Below are 19,941 nucleotides of genomic sequence, written 5' to 3' on the forward strand. Positions count from 1 at the left end.
TGAGTAAGAATCGGGCAGGCGCCCGGCAGCTAAGCGACCCGCGCAAGGCTCCGTATTCATGCGGATTTTCGATCGCCCGTTCGAGTTGCCGGATCGAGCAATGCCGGCTTCGAGGCTGATCCAGGCACGAAGCCAATGCCCGACATACACCTCACGAAACGCATGGGTCAATGAAATGAATATAAATTCATTATATACGTTGCACCTCTCAAATCGATGATCGCCATCACGGACCGCTCGCGCGGATTTCACTTCGCGGCATATAACGAAAGGTGCGACAAAGTGTCGCGGTGCTGGGCAATGATGCCGGCGCCGTCGCACCAGCGAGGAAAAACAATGAACAAACTTTTTGGGGCCGCGCTCATCACTGCGGCAATTGTGGCGGTCGGTCCGGCTCAGGCGGCGCGGATGCATGGCGTCGGCTGTAGCGGGGCCAATCTGGAGAAGACCGAGACGGCGATCGAGGCCATGGCTGACGGCGACGCCAGATATACTGCGCAGAAGGAGATTGCGGCAGCGCAGGACGCGCTGCTGAGCGGCAAGATGGGCGCCTGCAGCGCGCACCTGACCAAGGCGATGCAGGCCGGGATGATCAAGTAGCAGGCGCATCGTTCGCATCATCGAACGAACGGCCGGTCGCGATACCGCGATCGGCCTCATTCCTGACCCGGGCTACGGCGCCCGCGCCAGCTGGGTCGCGAAGGTCGCGACCGTCCGCGCGTAGACCTCGCTCTTGTTCCACTGCTGGATGACCGCAAAATTCGGGCCGCCGGGCTCCCAATCCTTGCCCTTCTGCCAGCCATAGCCCTTCAAATAGTTCGCGGTGGAGGCGAGAACGTCGGGCGCGCTGCGGATCAGATCGCGCCGGCCATTGCCGTCGAAATCGACGGCGTATTTGATCCAGGACGACGGCATGAACTGCGTCTGACCGATCTCGCCGGCCCAGGCGCCGCGCATGTCGGCCGGCTGAAGGTCGCCGCGGTCGACGATCCGCAGCGCATCCAGCAACTCGCCGCGAAACTGCTCGGCGCGGCGGCAGTCATAGGCCAAGGTTGCGAGCGCACGGATGGTCGGAAATTTTCCGACATTGACGCCGAAATCGGTCTCGAGCCCCCAGATCGCGACCAGCACCTCGCCCGGCACGCCGTAGCTCTGCTCGATCCGCGACAGCACCGAGCCGTATTGCTTCAGCATGTTGGAGCCGCGGGTCATGCGCGGCGGGATCATGCGCCCGGAGAATTCCTCGAAGGTCTGGCTGAACACCTTCTGACCGCGGTCGCGGTTCAGCACGCTTTGGTCGGGCGTCACGCCGGTCAGCGCCGCATTGATCGTGTTTTGTGAGATGCCCTTGGCCGCAGCTTCGGTCTTGAACTCGGCGAGCCAGCCGTCGAAATTGCCGCTGCCGCAAGGCACCGCGGCGCGCGCTGGCGCTGACAGGGTGGTGAGGGCAGCGAGGCAGGCAAGAGCGGAAACGGCGAGAACGCGAGCAATCATCGAAACACCTGGACGGCAATGGATTCAAAAAGCGTTGCTGGGCGCGCTCCATGTCGGGCGTAACCGCGGCAGCAACAAGGCCTTTCGATCACATTGGCGTCGGATTTCGTGAGCGCTGCAACACGCTGGCGGCTTCTCGAGGCGACCGCCGGCCTGGGAGGCCGGCGGCCGTGACAAACTCGTCGCTGCGTCCTCACATCCCGTCGCGCGAGCGCCATGGGAACAGGTTCGCCGGGAAGTCGGCCGCGGGTTTGGAGCCGCGCGGGGCCGGCGGCACGATCCGGGCTGCGTCGGGATTGATCGCGATGGCTTCGCGGTAGAGATGCCAAGTGGCGTGGCCGAGCACTGGGATCACAACGGCGAGCCCCAGGAAGAACGGAATCGTGCCGGCGACCAGAAGCACCGCGACGATGAGGCCCCAGGCCGCAACCGGAACGGGATTCTTGGCCACCACGCGCAGCGAGGTGACGACTGCTTCGAGCGCGCCGGCGTGTCGGTCGAGCATCAGCGGGAAGGAGACGACGCTCAGGCACAGCGCCAGCAGCGCGAACAGGAAGCCGACGCCGCAGCCGACCGCGATCAGCCACCAGCCTTGCGGCGTCGTGAACACCCGCTGCAGGAAATCGCCCGCGCCCGTCGCGCCGCCATAGCCGAACACTGCGACGTAGATCGCCTGCGCGGTCGCGACCCAGGTGACGAACAGCGCGAGCAGCAGCGTGCCTAGTCCGAGCATCGAGCCGAACGACGGCGACCGCAGCACCTCCAGAGCATCCCAGGCACTGGTGTTCTCGCCGCGGTCCCGGCGGCTGCTGAGCTCATAGAGACCGAGCGCGGCGAATGGGCCGAGCAGGGCGAAGCCCGCCGCCAGTGGAAACAACAGCGGCAGCACCGCATAGCCGAACACCGCGCGCGCGATCACCAGGCCGAGAACGGGATAGATCGCACATAGCATCACGGCGTGACTCGGGACGGCCTTGAAATCGTCCCAGCCGAGCCGCAGCGCGCGCATCAGGCTCGACATGTCGATCGTACGAATCGTCAGCTCAGCCGCGACCTCGTCTGCCGCCCGAACGTGGGAGGCGGCATTGCTGTGGTAGGTGGCCATCGTCGTGTGCTCCCTCAACTTGCGTAGGGCGCTACCCAACCACGCAGGCGGGCTGCGCTTCTCGTTGGAACAAATTCGCGGATGGCCAGACGCGACGAACCTCGGGGCGGCCATTCGCGAACGGAAGTCATCAGGATAGTGGCAAAACAGGCCGCGCCTACTCACGCCTCGGTGAGTGCTGTGAATGTCGCGGTGCATTAGAACGGTGCCCGCGACCGAAGAAGCCGAGCCATCCACGGACAAAGTCATTCCGCCGTCATTCCGCCTTGGGTAAGCTTCACATTCGTCGCCGTGGTCGCCTTGGCAGGCCTCGGCGGGTGGCGGAGCGGCTCTACGGCCGTCTTTGCAACGGAACAACGCCGGCCGAGTTCTTCTTACGATCACCATCCATTGGGAGCCATTGATGAGCATTTTCGGAAAGATCATGGGCGCTATTTTCGGTCATCATGCCGAGGCTGCCCCGGCCGGCGGCAGCACGCCCGCCGCGGGCGGCACCGCGCCGGCAGGCGGCACGGCAGCTCCGACCGGGGGCCCGGCTGCTGCGGCGCAAAACGTCGATGTGGCGGCGATCGTCGACAAGGCCGCGGCTGCCAAACACGAGAAGCTGGAGTGGCGGACCTCGATCGTCGACCTGATGAAGGCGCTCGACATCGATTCGAGCCTCGCCGCGCGCAAGGAGCTTGCCAAGGAGCTCGGCTACAGTGGCGACACCAACGACTCGGCCAGCATGAATGTGTGGCTGCACAAGCAGGTGATGAGCAAGCTCGCCGCCAATGGCGGCAAGCTTCCGCCGGAGATCAAGCACTGAGCGTCGGCCGCCGACGGCCCAAAAGCGAAAGGCCCGCCATCGCGCGGGCCTTTGTCGTCGATATCGTGTCGCGAGAGGTTGCTCGAACGGCTCAGACGTGCACGACGCCGGCGCGTTGCCAGGCCTCGGCGTGCAACTGGTCGCGGTTGAAGCCGATGTCGCGCAGCGTGCGCTCGTCGAGCTGGTCAAGATAAGCGAGCTGGGTGCGGTAGTGGACGTAGCGCTTGAGAACGTCGAAAATGGCAGTGACGAACATGAGCCTCTCCCCACCGGTCTGGTTGCTTGTTCGGCGGGGGATTGCTGATCCATCCGGGTAGCCATTGCGTTAAAGTACACGGTCCAATCGTCTTGCTCGGTAATTCTACGGAACGTCACGCCATGATGTCCCGGTTCTCCGGGTGGTCACGGAGGTAGTCGGCGACGAAGCTGCAGCCCGCGATCACCCTGCGGCCCTCGGCGCGGATCAACTCCAGTGCGCCCTTGACGAGCTCGGACCCGATGCCCCGGCCGCGCAGGGCTGCCGGGGTCTCGGTGTGGGTGATGACGACCGCCTGCGGCGTCGCTCGGTAGTTTGCAAAAGCGATGCTGCCTTCGACGTCGAGCTCGAAGCGGCTCTGGGCCTTGTTGTCGCGGACGGCGGTCATGCTTCTCTACCTTCGTTTCGGTTTGTCGGTCTGCTTGATGAATTCGGCCAGCATTTCGCGGATCGACCAGGGCTTGCCGTCGACGGCGCCGCGGATGTCGTCGATCTTCCATTGGCCGGCATCGCGCACGAAGTCGTAACGGATGACGTTGTCGGCCTGTTCCGTGCGATCGTTGCGATGGCCGGCGATGGTGACGGCGACCGTCGCCTTGTCGGCCTCCTGCTTCTCTGGACTCACCTTGAACGAGGCGACATCCGGATCCTGCGAATTGGTGATCGGATCGAAATCGACCGCGCCGACCTCGCCCTTCGGCGTGCGGGCGTCCATCTTGGCCCATTGGGCGGCCAGCGACTTCGACAGATAGTTCGCGCGTGCCGCCTTGTTCTCGATGACGAAGTTGCCGCCATCCTCGCCCTTGCCCTTGGCGACGCGGGTGTAGATCGCGGTCATGATGCCGGTAGGCTCATTGGCGGCGGGGGCCTGCGCGCGAAGCGGGGATACGGCGAGCACGCCAGCGAGGCCGAGAAGCAGGAAACGACGATTGATCATGGGTGTCCTCAAATCAGATTCGGTGCGTGGTGAAACGAAGGAATGCGCGGCCGGCCTCGGGTTTGTCGCACGGCATCTGCATTCGTTCGAATGACACCGTCGCATGGGAGCGATGGGCAGGCCGCGCTTGCGAGGTCGCGCGGGACCGCGATAAACAAGCGGGAAGGTAACGGGTGGCCGAGACCGCCCGAGAATCGATCGAGGGGACGCTGTCATGGGTCTGTTCATTTGCTGCCGGGATGCGAGGGCTCGTCGATGAGTGGCACACAGCTGCGGATGTCGCGGCGGGTGATGAATCTCGCGCATATCGTGACGCAGAACGGCCGCCGGCTCGGCGACCGCGTCGGCTTCGTCTGGGGCGAGAGGTCGTGGACCTGGCGCGAGATCGACGCGATGGTCTCGGCGCTCGCGGCGGCGCTGGCCGAGCAGGGCATCGCCAAGGGCGATCGCATCCTGGTGCACTCCAAGAACTGCGAGGAGATGTTCGTCTCGATGTTTGCCGCGTTCCGGCTCGGCGCGGTCTGGGTGCCCACCAATTTCCGCCTGATGCCGGACGAGGTCGCCTACCTCGCGACCGCCTCGGGCGCGAAGGCGTTTCTCTGCCACGGCGACTTTCCGGAGCACGCTGCCGCAGTGACGACTGCTGACTTCACCTGGCGCATCGGTGAAGGCGGCAGCTTCGGCACGAGGGCCGTGGCCGACGCAATGAAGGCGCATGTCGGCGCACACGTCGCGAACGCTGCCGTCGAGCACGACGATCCCTGCTGGTTCTTCTTCACCTCGGGCACGACCGGCCGCTCCAAGGCGGCGGTGCTGACGCATGGCCAGATGGCGTTCGTCATCACGAACCATCTGGCGGACCTGACGCCGGGCACGACCGAGCACGACGCGTCGCTCGTCGTGGCGCCGCTGTCGCACGGCGCCGGCGTGCACCAGCTGATGCAGAGCGCGCGCGGTGCCACGACCGTGCTGCTGCCGAGCGAGAAGTTCGACATCACCGAGGCGTTCCGTCTCATTGAGGCGCATCGCATCAGCAACCTGTTCACGGTGCCGACCATCCTGAAGATGATGGTCGAGCATCCCGCCGCCGACCAGTTCGATCATTCCTCGCTGCGCCATGTGATCTATGCCGGCGCGCCGATGTATCGCGAGGACCAGAAGCGCGCGCTGGCGCGGCTCGGCAAGGTGATCGTGCAGTATTTCGGCCTCGGCGAGGTCACCGGCAACATCACGGTGTTGCCGGCCGCGGCGCACGAGGAAGAGGATGGACCGGAGGCGCGGATCGGCACCTGCGGCTATGAGCGAACGGGCATGCAGGTCTCGATCCAGGACGACCAGGGCCGTGAGCTGAAGCCGGGAGAGACCGGCGAGATCTGCGTCATCGGTCCGGCCGTGTTCGCGGGCTACTACGACAATCCCGACGCCAATGCGAAGGCGTTCCGCGACGGCTGGTTCCGCACCGGCGATCTCGGACACATGGACGCGCAGGGCTTCGTCTATATCACCGGCCGCGCGTCGGACATGTACATCTCTGGCGGCTCCAACATCTATCCGCGCGAGGTGGAGGAGAAGATCCTGACCCATCCCGACATCGGCGAGGTCGCCGTGCTCGGCGTGCCTGATCCGGTGTGGGGCGAGGTCGGAGTCGCCGTCTGCGTGGCGCGCGAAGGTGCGGCAGCGCCGAGCGAGAGCGCGATCGCCGGCTATCTCGCCACCAAGCTGCCGCGCTACAAGATGCCGAAGCGCTTCTTCTTCTGGGACGCGCTGCCGAAGTCTGGCTACGGCAAGATCCCCAAGCGTCTCGTGCGCGACGAGCTCGAGGCGCGCGGCTTGCTCGATCTCACCAGGCAGGGCTGAGCACTGATGCGATTCATCAAACAGCCCGGCGCGCCGGTGGCCGACCGCATCCACTGGGTCGAGGCGCGCGGCCGCGCCTTCACCTTCACCATGGAGCAGGGGTTGCCGCTGCTGGAAGCGGCCCATCGCGGCTTTGCGCGTGAAGGCTTTGCCGGCGGCGTGCTCGACATCAAAGGTGGTGCGCTCGGACCGTTCGCCTATGTCATGCCGGCGCTGTCGAAGGCGCCGGATCATGCCGCGTTCTACAGCGAGACCTATCGGCCCGCCGGTGTCACCCAGCTCTCGACCGCGACCATGACGCTGGGTGTGCGCGACAGCGCGCCGTTCTTCCATTGTCACGCGCTGTGGACCGAAGAGGGCGGCCGGGCCGGTGGTGGCCACATCCTGCCCGAGGAGACTGTGGTCGCCGAGCCGTTCGAGGTCGAGGCGTTCGGGCTCGATGGCGCGATCTTCAGCGCCGCGCCTGATCCCGAAACCGGCTTCAAGCTGTTTGGCCCGGTGGCGGCCGCACCGAGCAGCGCCCCAACGGATCGCCGTGCCTTCGCGCTGCGGCTGCGGCCGAACCAGGATTTTGCCGGCTGTCTGGAGGAGTTCTGCCGCGCGCAAGGCATCAGCAGGGCGCGGATCCGCGGCGGTGTCGGCTCGACCATCGGCGCGCGCTTCGAGAGCGGTGGTGTGGTCGAGCCGTTTGCGACCGAGCTGACCATCGCCTCGGGCGCGATCGCGCCCGGCGCTGTCGGTCTCGAAGCCACGCTCGACGTCGCGCTGGTGGACTACACCGGCGCGTTGGCGCAGGGGCGGCTGGTTCGCGGCGACAACCCGGTGCTGATGACGATGGAGCTGGTGCTGGAGGTCGCGGCGTAACCCGCCGGTGACGGTGGCCGATCCCGCCGCCTTGTGCGAGATTGCCCGCGATGTCACCGAATTTGTGAATTCGTCATGGCGAGGAAGCAACGTGAGATCCGGCTGCGCGCACCCTATCTGAAGCGGCTGTGGCTCGATCCGGCCAAGATCGCCGACCGCGCTGAATATCCGTTCTGCCTGCCGTTCCTGCAGGACGAATTCGAGCTGAGCTTCACGAGCGCCATCACCATCATCGTCGGCGAGAACGGCACCGGCAAATCGACCCTGCTCGAAGGCATCGCGGCGCTGGCGGGCTATGACGAGGCCGGCGGCGGCAAGGGCTACAGGCCGGTGGATCATGGTCGTGCGATCGAGCGCATGGGGGGCACGCTCGGTGCCGCGTTCCGTGCGAGCTGGCTGCCGAAGATCACGCAGGGCTGGTTCTTCCGCGCCGAGAGCTTCTTCTCGGTGGCGCGCTATCTCGACGAGGCTGCGTTGGACGATCCATTCGGAGGGCCGCCGCCCGACTTCCTGTCGCATTCGCACGGCGAGGGTTTCCTGCGTTTCTTCGAGGAACGCTGCCGGCGCCAGGGGCTCTACATCTTCGACGAGCCGGAATCGGCGCTGTCGCCGGTGCGCCAGATCGAGTTTCTCAAGCTGATGCGGCGGATGGACGAGTCTGGTCATTGTCAGGTGCTGATGGCGACGCATGCGCCGGTGCTGATGGCCTATCCCGGCGCGACCCTGCTGCGCCTGACCAAATACGGTCTCGAGAAGGTCGCTGTGCAGGACACCGATCACTTCAAGGCCCTGCGCGAGTTCTGCGCCGATCCCGACGGCTTCGTGCAGGCGGTGCTGGCGGAGTGAGGGCGGGGTGTGGTGCATGGGAGTTGGCGAGGTCGACCAACTTGCTCCGCCGTCATTGCGAGCGAAGCGACGTGTCCGCCGAAGCCCATCGGGCGCAGGCGGAAGCAATCCAGGGCTGCGCAAAGACTCTGGATCGCTTCGTCGCTTTGCTCCTCGCGATGACGGAGAGACATGAGTCCGCGTTCCCGCGTGCGAATGGCGTCCGGGCTTTGCATCATATTCTGCCCTCCTCGAAGTGAGAGGGCGCAGGGAAGGCCGGGCATCCGCTGATGCCCGCGGCCCCCGTGCGGGAAAAATGCACGGGGCAGGAACCACAGGCTCAGCCGAGATGACCCGGCCTTCCCTGCGCGATGGTGTTACGGCTTATACGTGATCTCCTCGGTGCACCGGGCTTTCTGGCCACCGTCACCGGCGCGATGCGTGAGCATCACCACCAGCTTGACCTCAGCGTCGGGAGGTCAGGACCACACGATTTCGCCGTCCGCCGCCGGACCCGTCGTCTGCGCATTTGCGCCGGGCCCGTGACGTCCATCGCATCCCGCACTCAACGCCCGTGACGACCGCGAAGCGCCCCTCTCGTGAGTGCAGGACGCACCCAGAAGAACGCAAATTCAGAAAAAACGAAATAAGAATATTTTTCGCGACACGACTGGACAGGGGTGATGGCGCTGATCCTGCGTCGAAATATAGATTTTGCGCGCATGGCCGTTTTGGTGTCAAAACGGTCGCGTCACGCCTTCGCGGCGTGCGCGTCGGGCAAATCAGGTCGCGACGCGGGTGAGGGAGCAGGGTTTCAGATGTCGGAGCAGGCCAACCGTCACGACGAGCTCGACCAGGCGCTGCTCGCCCTCGACGACCGCGCCATGGTGCTGGAGGAGCTCGACGGCTTCATCGCCGGCCTGCTGGTCCTGCCGGAGCAGGTCCCGCCCGGCGAATGGTTCGCCGCGGCGTTCGGGTTCGGCAAAGGCCGCCACTCGGTGTTTGCGAGCATCGCCCATGCCAACGCGGTGCTCGACCTGGTGATGGCGTATCATGACGAGATCGCCCGGACGCTCACGCAAACGCCGGAGCTGTATCAGCCGCGCTATCCGGTCGATCCGATCGACGGCAGTGTGATCTGGGAGTTGTGGATCGACGGCTTTGCTGCGGCGGTGGACCTGCGTCAAGAGCGGTTCAAGGCCTACCGGAACGTCGACGGCGATGTGGGCGAGGCGGCCCTGAGCCTGATGGTGGCGATCGAGCTGGCGCGCGACGAGAATGCCGACCGCGTCGAGAATACCAGGCTCGACCGCGAAGCACCTGCTGACATCCGCCATGCGGTGCTGACCCTCAACCGTCATCGGCGGAGCGGGGCGCCCGTGCCCGGCGCGCCCGCCTTCATTGAGCAACCCAATCCGTTCGCCTCCTTCGGCAAGGTCGGCCGCAACGATCCCTGTCCGTGCGGTTCCGGCCAGAAATACAAGCGCTGCTGTGGCGCCAATTGACCCGCTTTCGAGCGCCACGACACGGTCTTTTTTGTTGCAACAATCGGGAGCGGTGCAAAGATGGGTCCGCCGCGCCAGATGCGCCGGCCAAACGAAAATGGTTGAGGAAACGAGATGAGGATGGTGTTCGGCAAGGCGCTGGCCGCGACGGCGGCGCTCGCGATCGCAACGACGGCTTTGAGCACGGCGGATGCGCATGGTCCCACCCGGCGCAAGGTGCAGGAGCACGTCGAGATCAACGCCGCACCCGCCAAGGTGTGGGCCGTGATCGGCAACTTCCAGGACATGAGCTGGCTCGGCGTCGTCGACAAGACCGCGGGCGACAAGGGCAACGAGATCGGCGCCACCCGCAAGCTGACCCTGAAGGGCGGCGCCACGGTCGACGAGGAGCTCTACAAATACGACGCCGAGAAGATGAGCTATTCGTACCGGATCACGGCGGTCGATGTGAAGGTGCTGCCGGTGACAAACTACTCGTCGACCATCGCGGTGACGCCGAGTGCGGATGGCAAAGGCAGCGTGGTCGAATGGACCGGCGCGTTCTACCGCGGCTTCCCCAACAACGATCCGCCGCCGGAGCTGAGCGACGAGGCCGCGGTCAATGCGGTGACCGGGCTCTACAAGGGCGGGCTCGAGGGACTGAAGAAGAAGGTAGAGAGCGGGAGCTGATTGGATGCGACCATGTCGCCAAGTCAGCGCTGCGCTCCCTCTCCCCGTTCTTACGGGGGGAGGGTTGGGGTGAGGGGCAGCCGAACGGGTGGTGTGGGTGGTGAGACCTGTGCCCCCTCACCCGGATTGCATCTGGCGATGCAATCCGACCTCTCAGCGCGAGCGAAGCTCGTCGCGGCCCCGCATTCGCCTTCGCTCTGCGAGCTACGGCGGACAAGAGCGGGGCGAGGTGGGTACAAGGCAAGCCGCTGTGCCACTCATCGTCTCTCAGATCCTATTCGAGCTTTTCTGCTCGCAGCCGTGCTCGTCTGCTGCGCCAGTGCCCACGCCGAAGAAGCCTTCGTCACCAATCAGCTCAGCGATGATCTGACCATCGTCGACCTCGCGACCTCGAAGCCGGTGGCGACTATCCCGATAGGCGGCAAGCCGGCCGGCGTTGCGGTGGCTGCCGACGGACGCTTCGCCTATGTGGCGAGTCCGGACGACAAGAGCATCAGCGTCGTCGACGCTGTCGCGCGAAAGGTTGTTGGACGGATCGAGGTCGGTGGCGGCCCGCTCGGCATTGCCGTGACGCCGGACGGTTCGACGGTCTACGTCGCAGACTGGTACAACGCCGCAATTCGCGAGATCGATGCGAAGACCCGGACCGTGACCGGCAGCATCGCGGTCGGCGCCTCGCCGTCGGGGCTTGCGGTGACACAGGACGGCAAGCTGCTGCTCTCCGCCGACCGCGACGACGACATGGTCTCGGTGATCGACACGGCGACGCGCCAGCGCCTTGCGACCATCAAGGTTGGCACGCGGCCGTTCGGTGTCACCATCGACGCCGAGGGCAAGCGCGCCTACACGGCAAATGTCGCCTCCAACGACGTCTCGGTGATCGACCTCGCCGAGCGTCGCGAGATCGGCCGGGTCAAGACCGGCTTGCGGCCCTATGCGGTGGCGCTGGCGCAGGGCAGGGGCTTCGTAACCGACCAGTATGACGGCACGGTCAGCGTGTTCGACCTGGCGAGCCTGCAGCCGCTCCAGCGCATCAATGTCGGCGACTATCCCGAGGGCATCGAGGCGACGGCCGACGGCCGGCGTGTCATCGTCGCCAATTGGGAGAGCAACATCCTGAGCGTCATCGACGTGGCCGCACTGAAGGTCACAGGGGAGATCAAGGTCGGCAACGGCCCGCGCGCGTTCGGCGCGTTCCTGCGGCGGTGAAGCAGGTCCGCCGATTGCGGGAATGGAGTTGCATCTGCAGCCTCCGTCATTGCGAGCGCAGCTCGCAATGACGCGGGGAGGTATCGAGGCTCGTCGTTATCCCTGCATGTCGCCGGCGCTGATGCAGGCTACGAATCTCGTCTGGCGGGCACCACCAACCGTTCCACGATCTCGTCCATCCGGGTGAACAGCATCTCCGGCTGGTGGTCGCGCAGCGCCTGCTCCGCGGCATAGCCCCATGTCACCGCACCGAAGGCGATGCCGGCGGCGCGCGCAGCCTCGATGTCGCGGGTCTCGTCGCCGATCGCGATGACCTGGGCCGGGTCGACGCGCAGCCGCTTCAGCACCCGGCGAAACTTCCGTGCCTTGCCGAACACCGAGGCCGAGCAATCGAAATCGGCGAACAGACCGGCGCGCGATCCGAGCTTCTGCCGCGCATTGGCCTCGCTGTCCGACGAGACCAATGCGAGCATGGTGCCGTTCGCGGCAAGGGTGTCGAGCATGATGTCGACGCCTGCAAACAGCGGGATGCTTGCTGCGTGCGCCGTCTTCAGCCGGCGCACGTGGCGCGCGATCAAGGGCAGCTTCCAGCGCGGCACCTGAAGGAAATCGAGGATCTCACGGGTCGAGGCATGGCGCAGCCCGTCGATGTCCTGCTCCTCGACCTGACGAAAGCGGTACCGCACGGCGACGGCATTCACGTGGGTGCGAAACCACGGGAAGCTGTCGGCGAGCGTGCCGTCGAGATCGAAGATGACGAGGGAATATGGCATCGCGCGGGGTGAGCGTGGCGAGGGGCTGATGATCGTCGAGGCGTGTCGTCCTGCGACAGCCCTGGGCCATAGCAATGGGAGGGGCGGCGCGCAATGAGATGCGACCCTTGCGTGTCGCAGCTCCATGGTGACGTTCGACGATCAGGGGTTGAACATGTTGTGATGTGCACCTGGAAATAACGCGGTCTATGATCCCGATGCGCCGGCGGATCAGGGTCTGCCTGCCCGATTTGATCGAATTTGTTTTTATCATTCAAGCCAGAGAGATTTCACATGGCCCTCAACAAGGTTGCTGCAGCGTATCTGTCCTACTTCGCCTATATCGACGACGCGCTCGATGTGGTTCAGCCGAGCGATTTCGTGACGATGCTGAAGTCCGTCCCGTCGGGCGCGGCGAACGGTCCGTGGTCGCTCGTCTGGGGCCCGGCGGTCAACAACGGCGTGCTCGCCTATGTCGCGCAAGGCAGCGACGGCAGCTACGCGCTGGCGTTCCGCGGCACCGATGTCGACGGCTCGGTCGGCGGTGCCTTCGAGAACGTGCTCGCCGACGTCGATGCAGTCTTCCAGGTGCCGTGGCTGTATCCGCAGCAGGCCGGCTCGCCGCTGCAGATCAGTGCCGGGATCAACGATGCGCTGGCGCTGGTCATCGCGCTCACCGATCCCGCGACGGACCTGTCGCTGCTCGACTATCTGCGCGGCCTTGCGGCCAAGCAGAATCTGCAACTGATGGTGACCGGGCACAGCCTGGGTGGCGCGCTCGCCGTGGTGGCGACGGCGTGGCTGCAGGATCAACTGCCGAAGCTGAACTCGTCGCTGAAGTTCACGCTGTGGCCGCACACCTTCGCGGCTCCGACCATGTGGAACGCGGGCTTCGCGACCACCTTCGCGAAGGCCTATACCTACTATGCGGCGGTCAACAGCAACGACATCGTGCCGATGGGATGGGCCAATCTGAAAGGGATTCTCGTCACCTATGCGCCGCCGGCGCCGGTCCTGAAGGACACCAACTACTACTCGATCTACAAGCCGCTTGAGATCCTCAGCGCAACGATCCCGACCTATACGTCGATCGGGCCGAGCAATCCGGACCTGTTCACGATCACGCCGATCGTGGAGACGAACGATTCCTGGACCGCAGAAGCCGGCTACATGCATTCCATGCAGTTGCAGTATTTTCCGCATGCGACCGGCACGAAGGCGCCGCCGCTGCCGGGTGTCACCAAGACCGGTGTGGCGCGGCCGCGGGCGGTCGCCGTCGCAGCCTGAGCGCCGCAGAGCAGCCTTTGCGGGGCTGGGTTCGCTCAGTCCTGCAAGGGGGGTCTTGATGCGGCGGCCGATCAACCTTTCGTCACGATTTTTGTGAGTGGGCGCTGCAGGAACGCCTGGCGCTGTGCGGTCGTTGACCCCGCACAGAAGCAAGGAGAGACACATGCAACGCACGCTCAAGATGGCCGCGCTGGCCGCCGCCACGCTGGTGCTCGGCACCGCCGCCGCATCCGCGCAGGGCTATGCCCGCTACGGCGACTCGATGGCCTGGGTGCCGCCGACACAGGGCAACGAGTCCGAGCCGCTGTATGACGCCGCGCCGGCGCCGGCCTACGCGCGCGGTCCGGTGACCTGGGGCACAACGACCTGGGGCCACGGCTACAACGGCACCAACCATCCGACCCCTGGCTCGACCCAGGGCGATGTCGGTCCGTCCGGCAACAACAACGGCACGCTGACCGGTGTCTACCGGCAGTGGTAGCCGCCATCTCGCGTTAGACGTTAGGCGATCAAACCCGCCGCTCGACAAGAGCGGCGGGTTTGTCGTGTCGGACGGGTTCGCTGCGCGTGTCGGCGATGTCACGAAGCCATTGGATCACGAGGTCGCGCGAAGGTGAGCGTCGCGTTGTGTCGCACGATTGTTGTGGGGACCGGCGGAACCTTGGATGGATCGATATCGTTTGTTCTCCGAGAATTAGGAACGAAGGAGCAAGTTCATGACGCGCACGTTTGGATTCGCCGCGCTGACCGCCGTCACGCTCGTGGCCGGCACCGCTGCGGCCTCGGCCGGCGAATACGGCCCGGGCGGCTACGGCTATGGTGGCCAGGTCACCAGCACCTACGCCTACCGCGATTCCTTCGCCTGGGCGCCGGGGCCGGTCTATGAGGAAGGCTACGTCGCGGTCGCGCCGGGCCCGTATGACGGCCCTGGCTGGGGCACCGGCTACAACGGCACCAACCATCCGACACCGAGCTCGACCCAGGGCGACGTCGGCCCGGGCGGCAACAACAACGGCACGCGCAGCGGATATTATCGCCAGTGGTAATCTGAGTTCGTTGTGGAAACATCGAGCCCGCCGCTCTGTAGAGAGTGGCGGGCTTTGCTGTGATGAACCGGTATCGACCACATGCGTCATTGCGAGGAGCGCGATGCAATCCAGAATCGCGTACGCGGCCCTGGATTGCTTCGCTTCGCTCGCAACGACGATCGATAAAAGGGAATTGAGGGCAACTACTCCGCCGCCTCGCTGGCTGCGCCGCGGCTGCGCTTCTTCGGCTTGGCTGACTTCTCCAGCACCGGCTTGAGGAACTGCCCGGTGTAGCTGCGCGGCGCCTTGACGATGTCCTCCGGCGGGCCCCAGGCGACGATCTCGCCGCCGCCGTCGCCGCCTTCGGGGCCGAGATCGATGACCCAGTCGGCGGTCTTGATAACCTCGAGATTGTGCTCGATCACCACCACCGAATTGCCCTGCGCGACCAGCTCGTGCAGCACCTCCAGCAGCTTCTTGACGTCGTGGAAGTGCAGGCCGGTGGTCGGCTCGTCCAGGATGTAGAGCGTGCGGCCGGTGGCGCGCTTGGACAGCTCCTTGGCGAGCTTGACGCGCTGGGCCTCGCCGCCGGACAGCGTGGTGGCCTGCTGGCCGACGTGGATGTAGTCGAGGCCGACGCGGCGCAGCGTCTCGAAGGTGTCGCGCACGCGCGGCACCGCCTTGAAGAATTCGGCGGCTTCCTCGACGGTCATGTCGAGCACGTCGGCGATCGACTTGCCCTTGAACAGCACGTCGAGCGTCTCGCGGTTGTAGCGCTTGCCCTTGCAGACGTCGCAGGTGACGTAGACGTCGGGCAAAAAGTGCATCTCGATCTTGATAACGCCGTCGCCCTGGCAGGCCTCGCAGCGGCCGCCCTTGACGTTGAAGGAGAAGCGGCCGGGCTCATAGCCGCGCGCCTTCGATTCCGGCAGGCCGGCGAACCATTCGCGGATCGGGGTGAATGCGCCGGTATAGGTCGCGGGGTTGGAGCGCGGGGTGCGGCCGATCGGCGACTGGTCGATGTCGATGATCTTGTCGATGTGCTCCAGGCCCTCGATGCGGTCGTGCGGCGCGGCGGCCTCGTTGGCGCCGTTGAGCTTGCGCGCGATCGCCTTGTAGAGTGTGTCGACCAGCAAGGTCGACTTGCCGCCGCCGGAGACGCCGGTGATCGCCGTGAACAGGCCGAGCGGGATCTCGGCCGAGACGTTCTTTAAGTTATTGCCGCGGGCGTTGACGACCTTGATGGTGCGGCGATGGTTCGGCGGCCGCCGCTCGGGCACCTCGACCTCGAGCTCGCCGGTGAGATATTTGCCGGTCAGCGACGCCGGATTGCGCATGATCTCGGCCGGCGTGCCCTCGGCGACGATGTTGCCGCCATGGGTGCCGGCGCCGGGGCCGATGTCGAGCACGTAGTCGGCGAGGCGAATGGCATCCTCGTCATGCTCGACCACGATCACGGTGTTGCCGAGGTCGCGCAGCCGCTTCAGCGTGTCGAGCAGGCGGGCGTTGTCGCGCTGGTGCAGGCCGATCGACGGCTCGTCGAGCACGTAGAGCACGCCGGTCAGCCCCGAGCCGATCTGCGACGCCAGGCGGATGCGCTGGCTCTCGCCGCCCGACAAGGTGCCGGAGGAGCGCGCCAGGGTCAGATAGTTCAAGCCGACGTCGAGCAGGAAGGTCAGGCGGTCGCGGATCTCCTTGAGGATGCGGGTGGCGATCTCGGTCTGCTGCGCGTTGAGCTGCTTCGGCACCTCGGCGAACCATTCGCCGGCAGCCCTGACGCTGAGCTCGGAGATCTCGCCGATGTGCTTGCCGGCGACCTTGACGCACAGCGCCTCGGGCTTCAGCCGGAAGCCGTTGCAGCCGGCGCAGGGCACGTCGTTGAAGTACTTGCCGAGCTCCTCGCGCGCCCATTCGCTCTCGGTCTCGCGGAAGCGGCGCTCGATATTGGTGATGACGCCCTCGAACGGCTTCTTGGTGTCGTAGGCGCGGACGCCGTCCTCATAGGTGAACTTGATCTCGTCGTCGCCGGAGCCGTGCAGCAGCGCGTTCTGCGTCTTCTTCGGCAGGTCCTTCCACTTGGTGTCGAGCGTGAACTTGTAGAACTTGCCGAGCGCTGTCAGCGTCTGCAGGTAATAGGGCGAGGACGACTTGGCCCAGGGCGCGATCGCGCCCTTGCGCAGGGTGACGTCCTTGTCGGGGATGACGAGATCAGCATCGACGTGCTGCTCGACACCGAGGCCGCCGCATTCCGGGCAGGCGCCGTAGGGATTGTTGAACGAGAACAGCCGCGGCTCGATCTCGGGAATGGTGAAACCGGAGACTGGGCAGGCGAACTTCTCCGAGAACAGGATGCGCTCGGGCCCGCTCTTGTCATGGATTTTTGCGGTCTTCTTGTCGGACTTCTTGTCGTCGGCTGCGGCCGGCGCGTCGGCATATTCGATCACCGCCAGCCCCTCCGCGAGCTTCAGCGCGGTCTCGAAGCTTTCCGCCAGGCGCTGGCCGATGTCGGGGCGCACCACGATGCGGTCGACGACGACGTCGATGTCGTGCGGGAACTTCTTGTCGAGCGTGGGCACCTCGGCGAGCTCGTGGAAGGTGCCGTCGATCTTGACGCGCTGAAAGCCCTTCTTGAGATATTCTGCCAGCTCCTTCTTGTACTCGCCCTTGCGTCCGCGCACGACCGGGGCCAGCAGATAGAGGCGGGTGCCCTCGGGCAGCGCCAGCACGCGGTCGACCATCTGCGACACGGTCTGGCTTTCGATCGGCAGGCCCGTGGCCGGGGAGTAGGGCACGCCGACGCGCGCCCAGAGCAGCCGCATGTAGTCGTGGATCTCGGTGACCGTGCCGACGGTGGAGCGCGGGTTCTTCGATGTCGTCTTCTGCTCGATCGAGATCGCCGGCGACAGGCCGTCGATCTGGTCGACATCAGGCTTCTGCATCATCTCCAGGAACTGGCGGGCATAGGCCGACAGCGATTCGACGTAGCGGCGCTGGCCCTCGGCATAGATCGTATCGAAGGCGAGCGAGGACTTGCCGGAACCGGACAGGCCGGTGAAGACCACGAGCCTGTCGCGCGGGATCTCGACGTCGATGTTCTTGAGGTTGTGCTCGCGGGCGCCGCGGATCGTGATCGCCCGCAGGCTCGACTGGTTGGCTTGCGCGCGCTGCTTGGCCTTGAGCACTTCATCCATGACGATCGTCCCACGGCGCAGAGTCGCGCCATCGTTGCAGGCGCGTTCGCCGGAAGCCGGCCATCGGACGCCAGAGGGAAAAGGTATCGTCGGAACGTAGGAAGAACGGGAATGGATTTCCAGTGCCGTCAGCGAATCATCAACAATGCGCTCAGGGAATGGCAGCGAATGGCAGGAGGCGGACCGGTTCCGTCGGCCGCGTCGAGAGCCCAAAGAGTCGAGAGCCCAAAAGAAAAGACCTCCGCTCTCGTCGAGCGGAGGCCTTGTGCGTTGGCCCGGAGGGCGACGTTCTTAGAAGTGGTAGTTCACGCCGACCTGGACGGAGTGCAGGTTCAGAGTGCCCGAAGCGATATTGTTGGCGAAGTAGTTCTCGCTGCCGAGGCTCTTGTAAAGGTATTCGCCCTTCAGCGACCACTGCGGCGCGAACATGTATTCGAGGCCAGCGCCAACCGTCCAGCCGCTGTGGAACTTCGTGTCCGAGACCGAAGTGCCAAGGAAGGTGTTGGTCAGCTTGTTCTCAGCCCAAGCGTAACCGCCGGTGGCGTACACCAGGGTCGGGCCGAAGGCATAACCAATGCGGCCACGAACGCTGCCGGTGTCCTGGATCTTGGTGTTGAACGTGCCCAGGAAGCCGGGGATCACGCCGTCGCCGCTCTTGATGCTGGCCCAGGCCGCATCAGCTTCGAGACCGAACACGATGGCGCCCTGCTGCCAGTTGTAGCCGATGGTGCCGCCGGCGAGGCCGCCATCCGGACCATTGTCTTCAACGGTGGCGTAGCCGCCCATGGCACCGATGTAGAAACCGGTCCAGGTCAGCACAGGCGCGGCAACCGGCGCCTTGGTGTAGGTCGGGCGCGCAGCGAGGTCTGCGGCGGCAGCGGGAGCGGCCAGGGCGGCCAAAGCCACGGTCGCGAGCAGGATCTTCTTCATTCCAGTCTCCAGTTTATTCCTAGCAGTCCGCATCGCACCGAAAGCTTTACGCACGAAACAGACTCACCCGTTCAAGTTGACGCGGTTCCTATAGCCCGGTTCCGTGCGGATTGCCGTCACCCCGAAGACACACTCGCGGCCAAACCGCGTTTTTACGGGCGGCTCCAGAAAGCCTAAGTTACTCAATTACTTGGTTCCGAGTGTTGCAGGGCGGCAAAGGCGGCTCCTGAGCAACAAAAAGGCCGGCTTACGCCGGCCTTTGGAACTTTCGATTGTCGAACGGATCGATCAGTATTTGGCGACAACCGGGCCGCCGAAGCGGTAGTTCAGGCGCGCCGTGAACAGGTCGACGTCCTGCTTGATGGTGTCGGTCTGGGTGAAGACCGCGCCACGGAACGGGACGTTCGTGTTGCCCATGAACAGGTGGTCATACTCGAAGCCGACCGACCAGCCCGGCGAGAAGGCGTATTCGACGCCAGCGCCGACGGACGCGCCCCACTTGTGCACGGTCGTGGTGGCCAGCACGGTGTTGATCACGCCGGAAAAGATCTCGTACTTGGTGTCGGTGACGGCCGCGCCGCCCTTGGCGTAGAGCAGGACATTGTCGAAGGAATAGCCGATCTGGCCGGTGAACAGGCCGAAGGCGCTGAGCTTGGTGCGGTTGCGATCGGGCGCGAACACCGGGCTGACGTTGTTGCCGGTGAGGTCGGCCCAGTTGCCCTGCGCCTCGAGGCCGAACACGACCGAGCCCATCTGCCAGCGATAGCCGAACTGACCGCCGATCGTGCCGCCGGTGGCGTTATGGCAGCCCTCGGCTGGGCCATTCACGAGCGTCCAGCAATTGCGGCTCGTGCCATAGCCGCCGTTGATGCCAAGGTAGAAGCCGCCCCAGTCGTTGATGGCGACCATCATCGGCGGCGCCTTCGTATAGGGACGTGCCGCCATGTCGGCCGCCGAAGCGGACGTGGCCGTTGCGATGCCGACGAGCGCCGTCGTGATCACAAACAACTTCTTCATCAAATTCTCCCCCGGGAGGTTGGAATGACAAGCGATGGGCAAGTCATACACAGGGCATCCCGGCGAGGCTGTAACGCGCCCGCCACAGAAACGAAAAAGCGTTATAAATCATATATTTAGCACAAAAACGCCGCGACGCTGCCGGGCTGTTGACACGAAAAAGGCCGGCGCGAGGGCCGGCCTTTCCGAATGCGTGCGAGCGGCGGC

The 19,941-nt window shown here is 65.1% G+C and carries 20 protein-coding genes; 11 read left to right on the top strand and 9 right to left on the bottom strand.

Going from position 1 to position 19,941, the window contains the following annotated elements:
* The first annotated feature begins 336 nt into the window (after positions 1–336).
* Positions 337–600, top strand: coding sequence for a hypothetical protein (locus QX135_RS17270; protein WP_316160239.1), 264 nt, complete (start codon positions 337–339; stop codon positions 598–600).
* A gap of 72 nt (positions 601–672) precedes the next feature.
* Here QX135_RS17270 and QX135_RS17275 read toward each other — a convergent pair whose 3' ends face one another.
* Positions 673–1,494, bottom strand: a complete 822-nt coding sequence (locus tag QX135_RS17275) for a lytic murein transglycosylase (protein ID WP_315770787.1) — start codon at positions 1,492–1,494, stop codon at positions 673–675.
* Positions 1,495–1,687: 193 nt separating this feature from the next.
* Entirely contained in the window at positions 1,688–2,599 is a 912-nt protein-coding gene (locus tag QX135_RS17280; protein ID WP_315810938.1) for a DUF2189 domain-containing protein, read from the bottom strand.
* Positions 2,600–3,002: 403 nt separating this feature from the next.
* On the opposite strand from QX135_RS17280, the gene QX135_RS17285 reads away from it, so the two are divergent.
* Positions 3,003–3,407, top strand: coding sequence for a DUF3597 domain-containing protein (locus QX135_RS17285; protein ID WP_315738127.1), 405 nt, complete (start codon positions 3,003–3,005; stop codon positions 3,405–3,407).
* 91 nt (positions 3,408–3,498) lie between these two features.
* Here QX135_RS17285 and QX135_RS17290 read toward each other — a convergent pair whose 3' ends face one another.
* From QX135_RS17290 to QX135_RS17300, 3 genes are all read right to left on the bottom strand, one after another.
* Entirely contained in the window at positions 3,499–3,663 is a 165-nt protein-coding gene (locus QX135_RS17290; RefSeq protein WP_315797499.1) for a DUF1127 domain-containing protein, read from the bottom strand.
* A 115-nt stretch (positions 3,664–3,778) separates the two neighbouring features.
* On the bottom strand, positions 3,779–4,051 hold the full coding sequence (locus tag QX135_RS17295) for a GNAT family N-acetyltransferase (protein ID WP_315774943.1): 273 nt from the start codon (positions 4,049–4,051) through the stop codon (positions 3,779–3,781).
* Positions 4,052–4,057: 6 nt separating this feature from the next.
* The gene (locus tag QX135_RS17300; RefSeq protein ID WP_316234189.1) at positions 4,058–4,600 is read right to left on the bottom strand and encodes a DUF3828 domain-containing protein; all 543 of its coding nucleotides are present in this window, start codon (positions 4,598–4,600) and stop codon (positions 4,058–4,060) included.
* A 255-nt stretch (positions 4,601–4,855) separates the two neighbouring features.
* On the opposite strand from QX135_RS17300, the gene QX135_RS17305 reads away from it, so the two are divergent.
* The 6 genes from QX135_RS17305 to QX135_RS17330 all read left to right on the top strand — a co-directional run bounded on the left by QX135_RS17305 (position 4,856) and on the right by QX135_RS17330 (position 11,529).
* Positions 4,856–6,457, top strand: a complete 1,602-nt coding sequence (locus QX135_RS17305) for an acyl-CoA synthetase (RefSeq protein WP_316234190.1) — start codon at positions 4,856–4,858, stop codon at positions 6,455–6,457.
* Between the two features lie 6 nt (positions 6,458–6,463).
* A complete protein-coding gene (locus QX135_RS17310; RefSeq protein WP_316177979.1) occupies positions 6,464–7,321 on the top strand; it encodes a PCC domain-containing protein in 858 nt (285 codons plus the stop codon).
* A 75-nt stretch (positions 7,322–7,396) separates the two neighbouring features.
* On the top strand, positions 7,397–8,167 hold the full coding sequence (locus tag QX135_RS17315; RefSeq protein ID WP_316177981.1) for an AAA family ATPase: 771 nt from the start codon (positions 7,397–7,399) through the stop codon (positions 8,165–8,167).
* A 662-nt stretch (positions 8,168–8,829) separates the two neighbouring features.
* Positions 8,830–9,651, top strand: coding sequence for a UPF0149 family protein (locus tag QX135_RS17320; RefSeq protein WP_316177983.1), 822 nt, complete (start codon positions 8,830–8,832; stop codon positions 9,649–9,651).
* Positions 9,652–9,765: 114 nt separating this feature from the next.
* Entirely contained in the window at positions 9,766–10,320 is a 555-nt protein-coding gene (locus tag QX135_RS17325) for an SRPBCC family protein (RefSeq protein WP_316160122.1), read from the top strand.
* A gap of 276 nt (positions 10,321–10,596) precedes the next feature.
* Entirely contained in the window at positions 10,597–11,529 is a 933-nt protein-coding gene (locus QX135_RS17330; RefSeq protein WP_316178386.1) for a cytochrome D1 domain-containing protein, read from the top strand.
* A 128-nt stretch (positions 11,530–11,657) separates the two neighbouring features.
* Here the strand turns inward: QX135_RS17330 and QX135_RS17335 are convergent, their stop codons facing one another.
* On the bottom strand, positions 11,658–12,302 hold the full coding sequence (locus tag QX135_RS17335; protein ID WP_315738118.1) for an HAD hydrolase-like protein: 645 nt from the start codon (positions 12,300–12,302) through the stop codon (positions 11,658–11,660).
* Between the two features lie 273 nt (positions 12,303–12,575).
* On the opposite strand from QX135_RS17335, the gene QX135_RS17340 reads away from it, so the two are divergent.
* From QX135_RS17340 to QX135_RS17350, 3 genes are all read left to right on the top strand, one after another.
* On the top strand, positions 12,576–13,568 hold the full coding sequence (locus QX135_RS17340; RefSeq protein WP_316177986.1) for a lipase family protein: 993 nt from the start codon (positions 12,576–12,578) through the stop codon (positions 13,566–13,568).
* A gap of 163 nt (positions 13,569–13,731) precedes the next feature.
* Entirely contained in the window at positions 13,732–14,049 is a 318-nt protein-coding gene (locus tag QX135_RS17345) for a hypothetical protein (RefSeq protein WP_316177988.1), read from the top strand.
* 235 nt (positions 14,050–14,284) lie between these two features.
* Positions 14,285–14,614, top strand: coding sequence for a hypothetical protein (locus tag QX135_RS17350; protein WP_315756628.1), 330 nt, complete (start codon positions 14,285–14,287; stop codon positions 14,612–14,614).
* Between the two features lie 185 nt (positions 14,615–14,799).
* Here the strand turns inward: QX135_RS17350 and uvrA are convergent, their stop codons facing one another.
* The 3 genes from uvrA to QX135_RS17365 all read right to left on the bottom strand — a co-directional run bounded on the left by uvrA (position 14,800) and on the right by QX135_RS17365 (position 19,734).
* Positions 14,800–17,787: an excinuclease ABC subunit UvrA gene (gene uvrA, locus QX135_RS17355; RefSeq protein WP_316177990.1), complete on the bottom strand. Its 2,988-nt coding sequence runs from the start codon at positions 17,785–17,787 to the stop codon at positions 14,800–14,802.
* A gap of 291 nt (positions 17,788–18,078) precedes the next feature.
* The gene (locus QX135_RS17360) at positions 18,079–18,717 is read right to left on the bottom strand and encodes a porin family protein (protein ID WP_315774932.1); all 639 of its coding nucleotides are present in this window, start codon (positions 18,715–18,717) and stop codon (positions 18,079–18,081) included.
* Between the two features lie 288 nt (positions 18,718–19,005).
* Positions 19,006–19,734, bottom strand: coding sequence for an outer membrane protein (locus tag QX135_RS17365; RefSeq protein ID WP_315780073.1), 729 nt, complete (start codon positions 19,732–19,734; stop codon positions 19,006–19,008).
* Between the last annotated feature and the right edge of the window lie 207 nt (positions 19,735–19,941).

Source organism: Bradyrhizobium sp. SZCCHNR1098 (genome assembly GCF_032489375.1).
GTDB lineage: Bacteria > Pseudomonadota > Alphaproteobacteria > Rhizobiales > Xanthobacteraceae > Bradyrhizobium.

Coding starts and splice junctions, on each gene's coding strand:
- QX135_RS17325 (WP_316160122.1), top strand. CDS start 9,766: ATGAGGATGGTGTTCGGCAAGGCGCTGGCCGCGACGGCGGCGCTCGCG.
- QX135_RS17345 (WP_316177988.1), top strand. CDS start 13,732: ATGCAACGCACGCTCAAGATGGCCGCGCTGGCCGCCGCCACGCTGGTG.
- QX135_RS17365 (WP_315780073.1), bottom strand. CDS start 19,734: ATGAAGAAGTTGTTTGTGATCACGACGGCGCTCGTCGGCATCGCAACG.
- QX135_RS17315 (WP_316177981.1), top strand. CDS start 7,397: ATGGCGAGGAAGCAACGTGAGATCCGGCTGCGCGCACCCTATCTGAAG.
- QX135_RS17320 (WP_316177983.1), top strand. CDS start 8,830: ATGGCGCTGATCCTGCGTCGAAATATAGATTTTGCGCGCATGGCCGTT.
- QX135_RS17305 (WP_316234190.1), top strand. CDS start 4,856: ATGAGTGGCACACAGCTGCGGATGTCGCGGCGGGTGATGAATCTCGCG.
- QX135_RS17360 (WP_315774932.1), bottom strand. CDS start 18,717: ATGAAGAAGATCCTGCTCGCGACCGTGGCTTTGGCCGCCCTGGCCGCT.
- QX135_RS17310 (WP_316177979.1), top strand. CDS start 6,464: ATGCGATTCATCAAACAGCCCGGCGCGCCGGTGGCCGACCGCATCCAC.
- QX135_RS17295 (WP_315774943.1), bottom strand. CDS start 4,051: ATGACCGCCGTCCGCGACAACAAGGCCCAGAGCCGCTTCGAGCTCGAC.
- QX135_RS17275 (WP_315770787.1), bottom strand. CDS start 1,494: ATGATTGCTCGCGTTCTCGCCGTTTCCGCTCTTGCCTGCCTCGCTGCC.
- QX135_RS17300 (WP_316234189.1), bottom strand. CDS start 4,600: ATGATCAATCGTCGTTTCCTGCTTCTCGGCCTCGCTGGCGTGCTCGCC.
- QX135_RS17280 (WP_315810938.1), bottom strand. CDS start 2,599: ATGGCCACCTACCACAGCAATGCCGCCTCCCACGTTCGGGCGGCAGAC.
- QX135_RS17290 (WP_315797499.1), bottom strand. CDS start 3,663: ATGTTCGTCACTGCCATTTTCGACGTTCTCAAGCGCTACGTCCACTAC.
- QX135_RS17340 (WP_316177986.1), top strand. CDS start 12,576: ATGGCCCTCAACAAGGTTGCTGCAGCGTATCTGTCCTACTTCGCCTAT.
- QX135_RS17270 (WP_316160239.1), top strand. CDS start 337: ATGAACAAACTTTTTGGGGCCGCGCTCATCACTGCGGCAATTGTGGCG.
- uvrA (WP_316177990.1), bottom strand. CDS start 17,787: ATGGATGAAGTGCTCAAGGCCAAGCAGCGCGCGCAAGCCAACCAGTCG.
- QX135_RS17350 (WP_315756628.1), top strand. CDS start 14,285: ATGACGCGCACGTTTGGATTCGCCGCGCTGACCGCCGTCACGCTCGTG.
- QX135_RS17335 (WP_315738118.1), bottom strand. CDS start 12,302: ATGCCATATTCCCTCGTCATCTTCGATCTCGACGGCACGCTCGCCGAC.
- QX135_RS17285 (WP_315738127.1), top strand. CDS start 3,003: ATGAGCATTTTCGGAAAGATCATGGGCGCTATTTTCGGTCATCATGCC.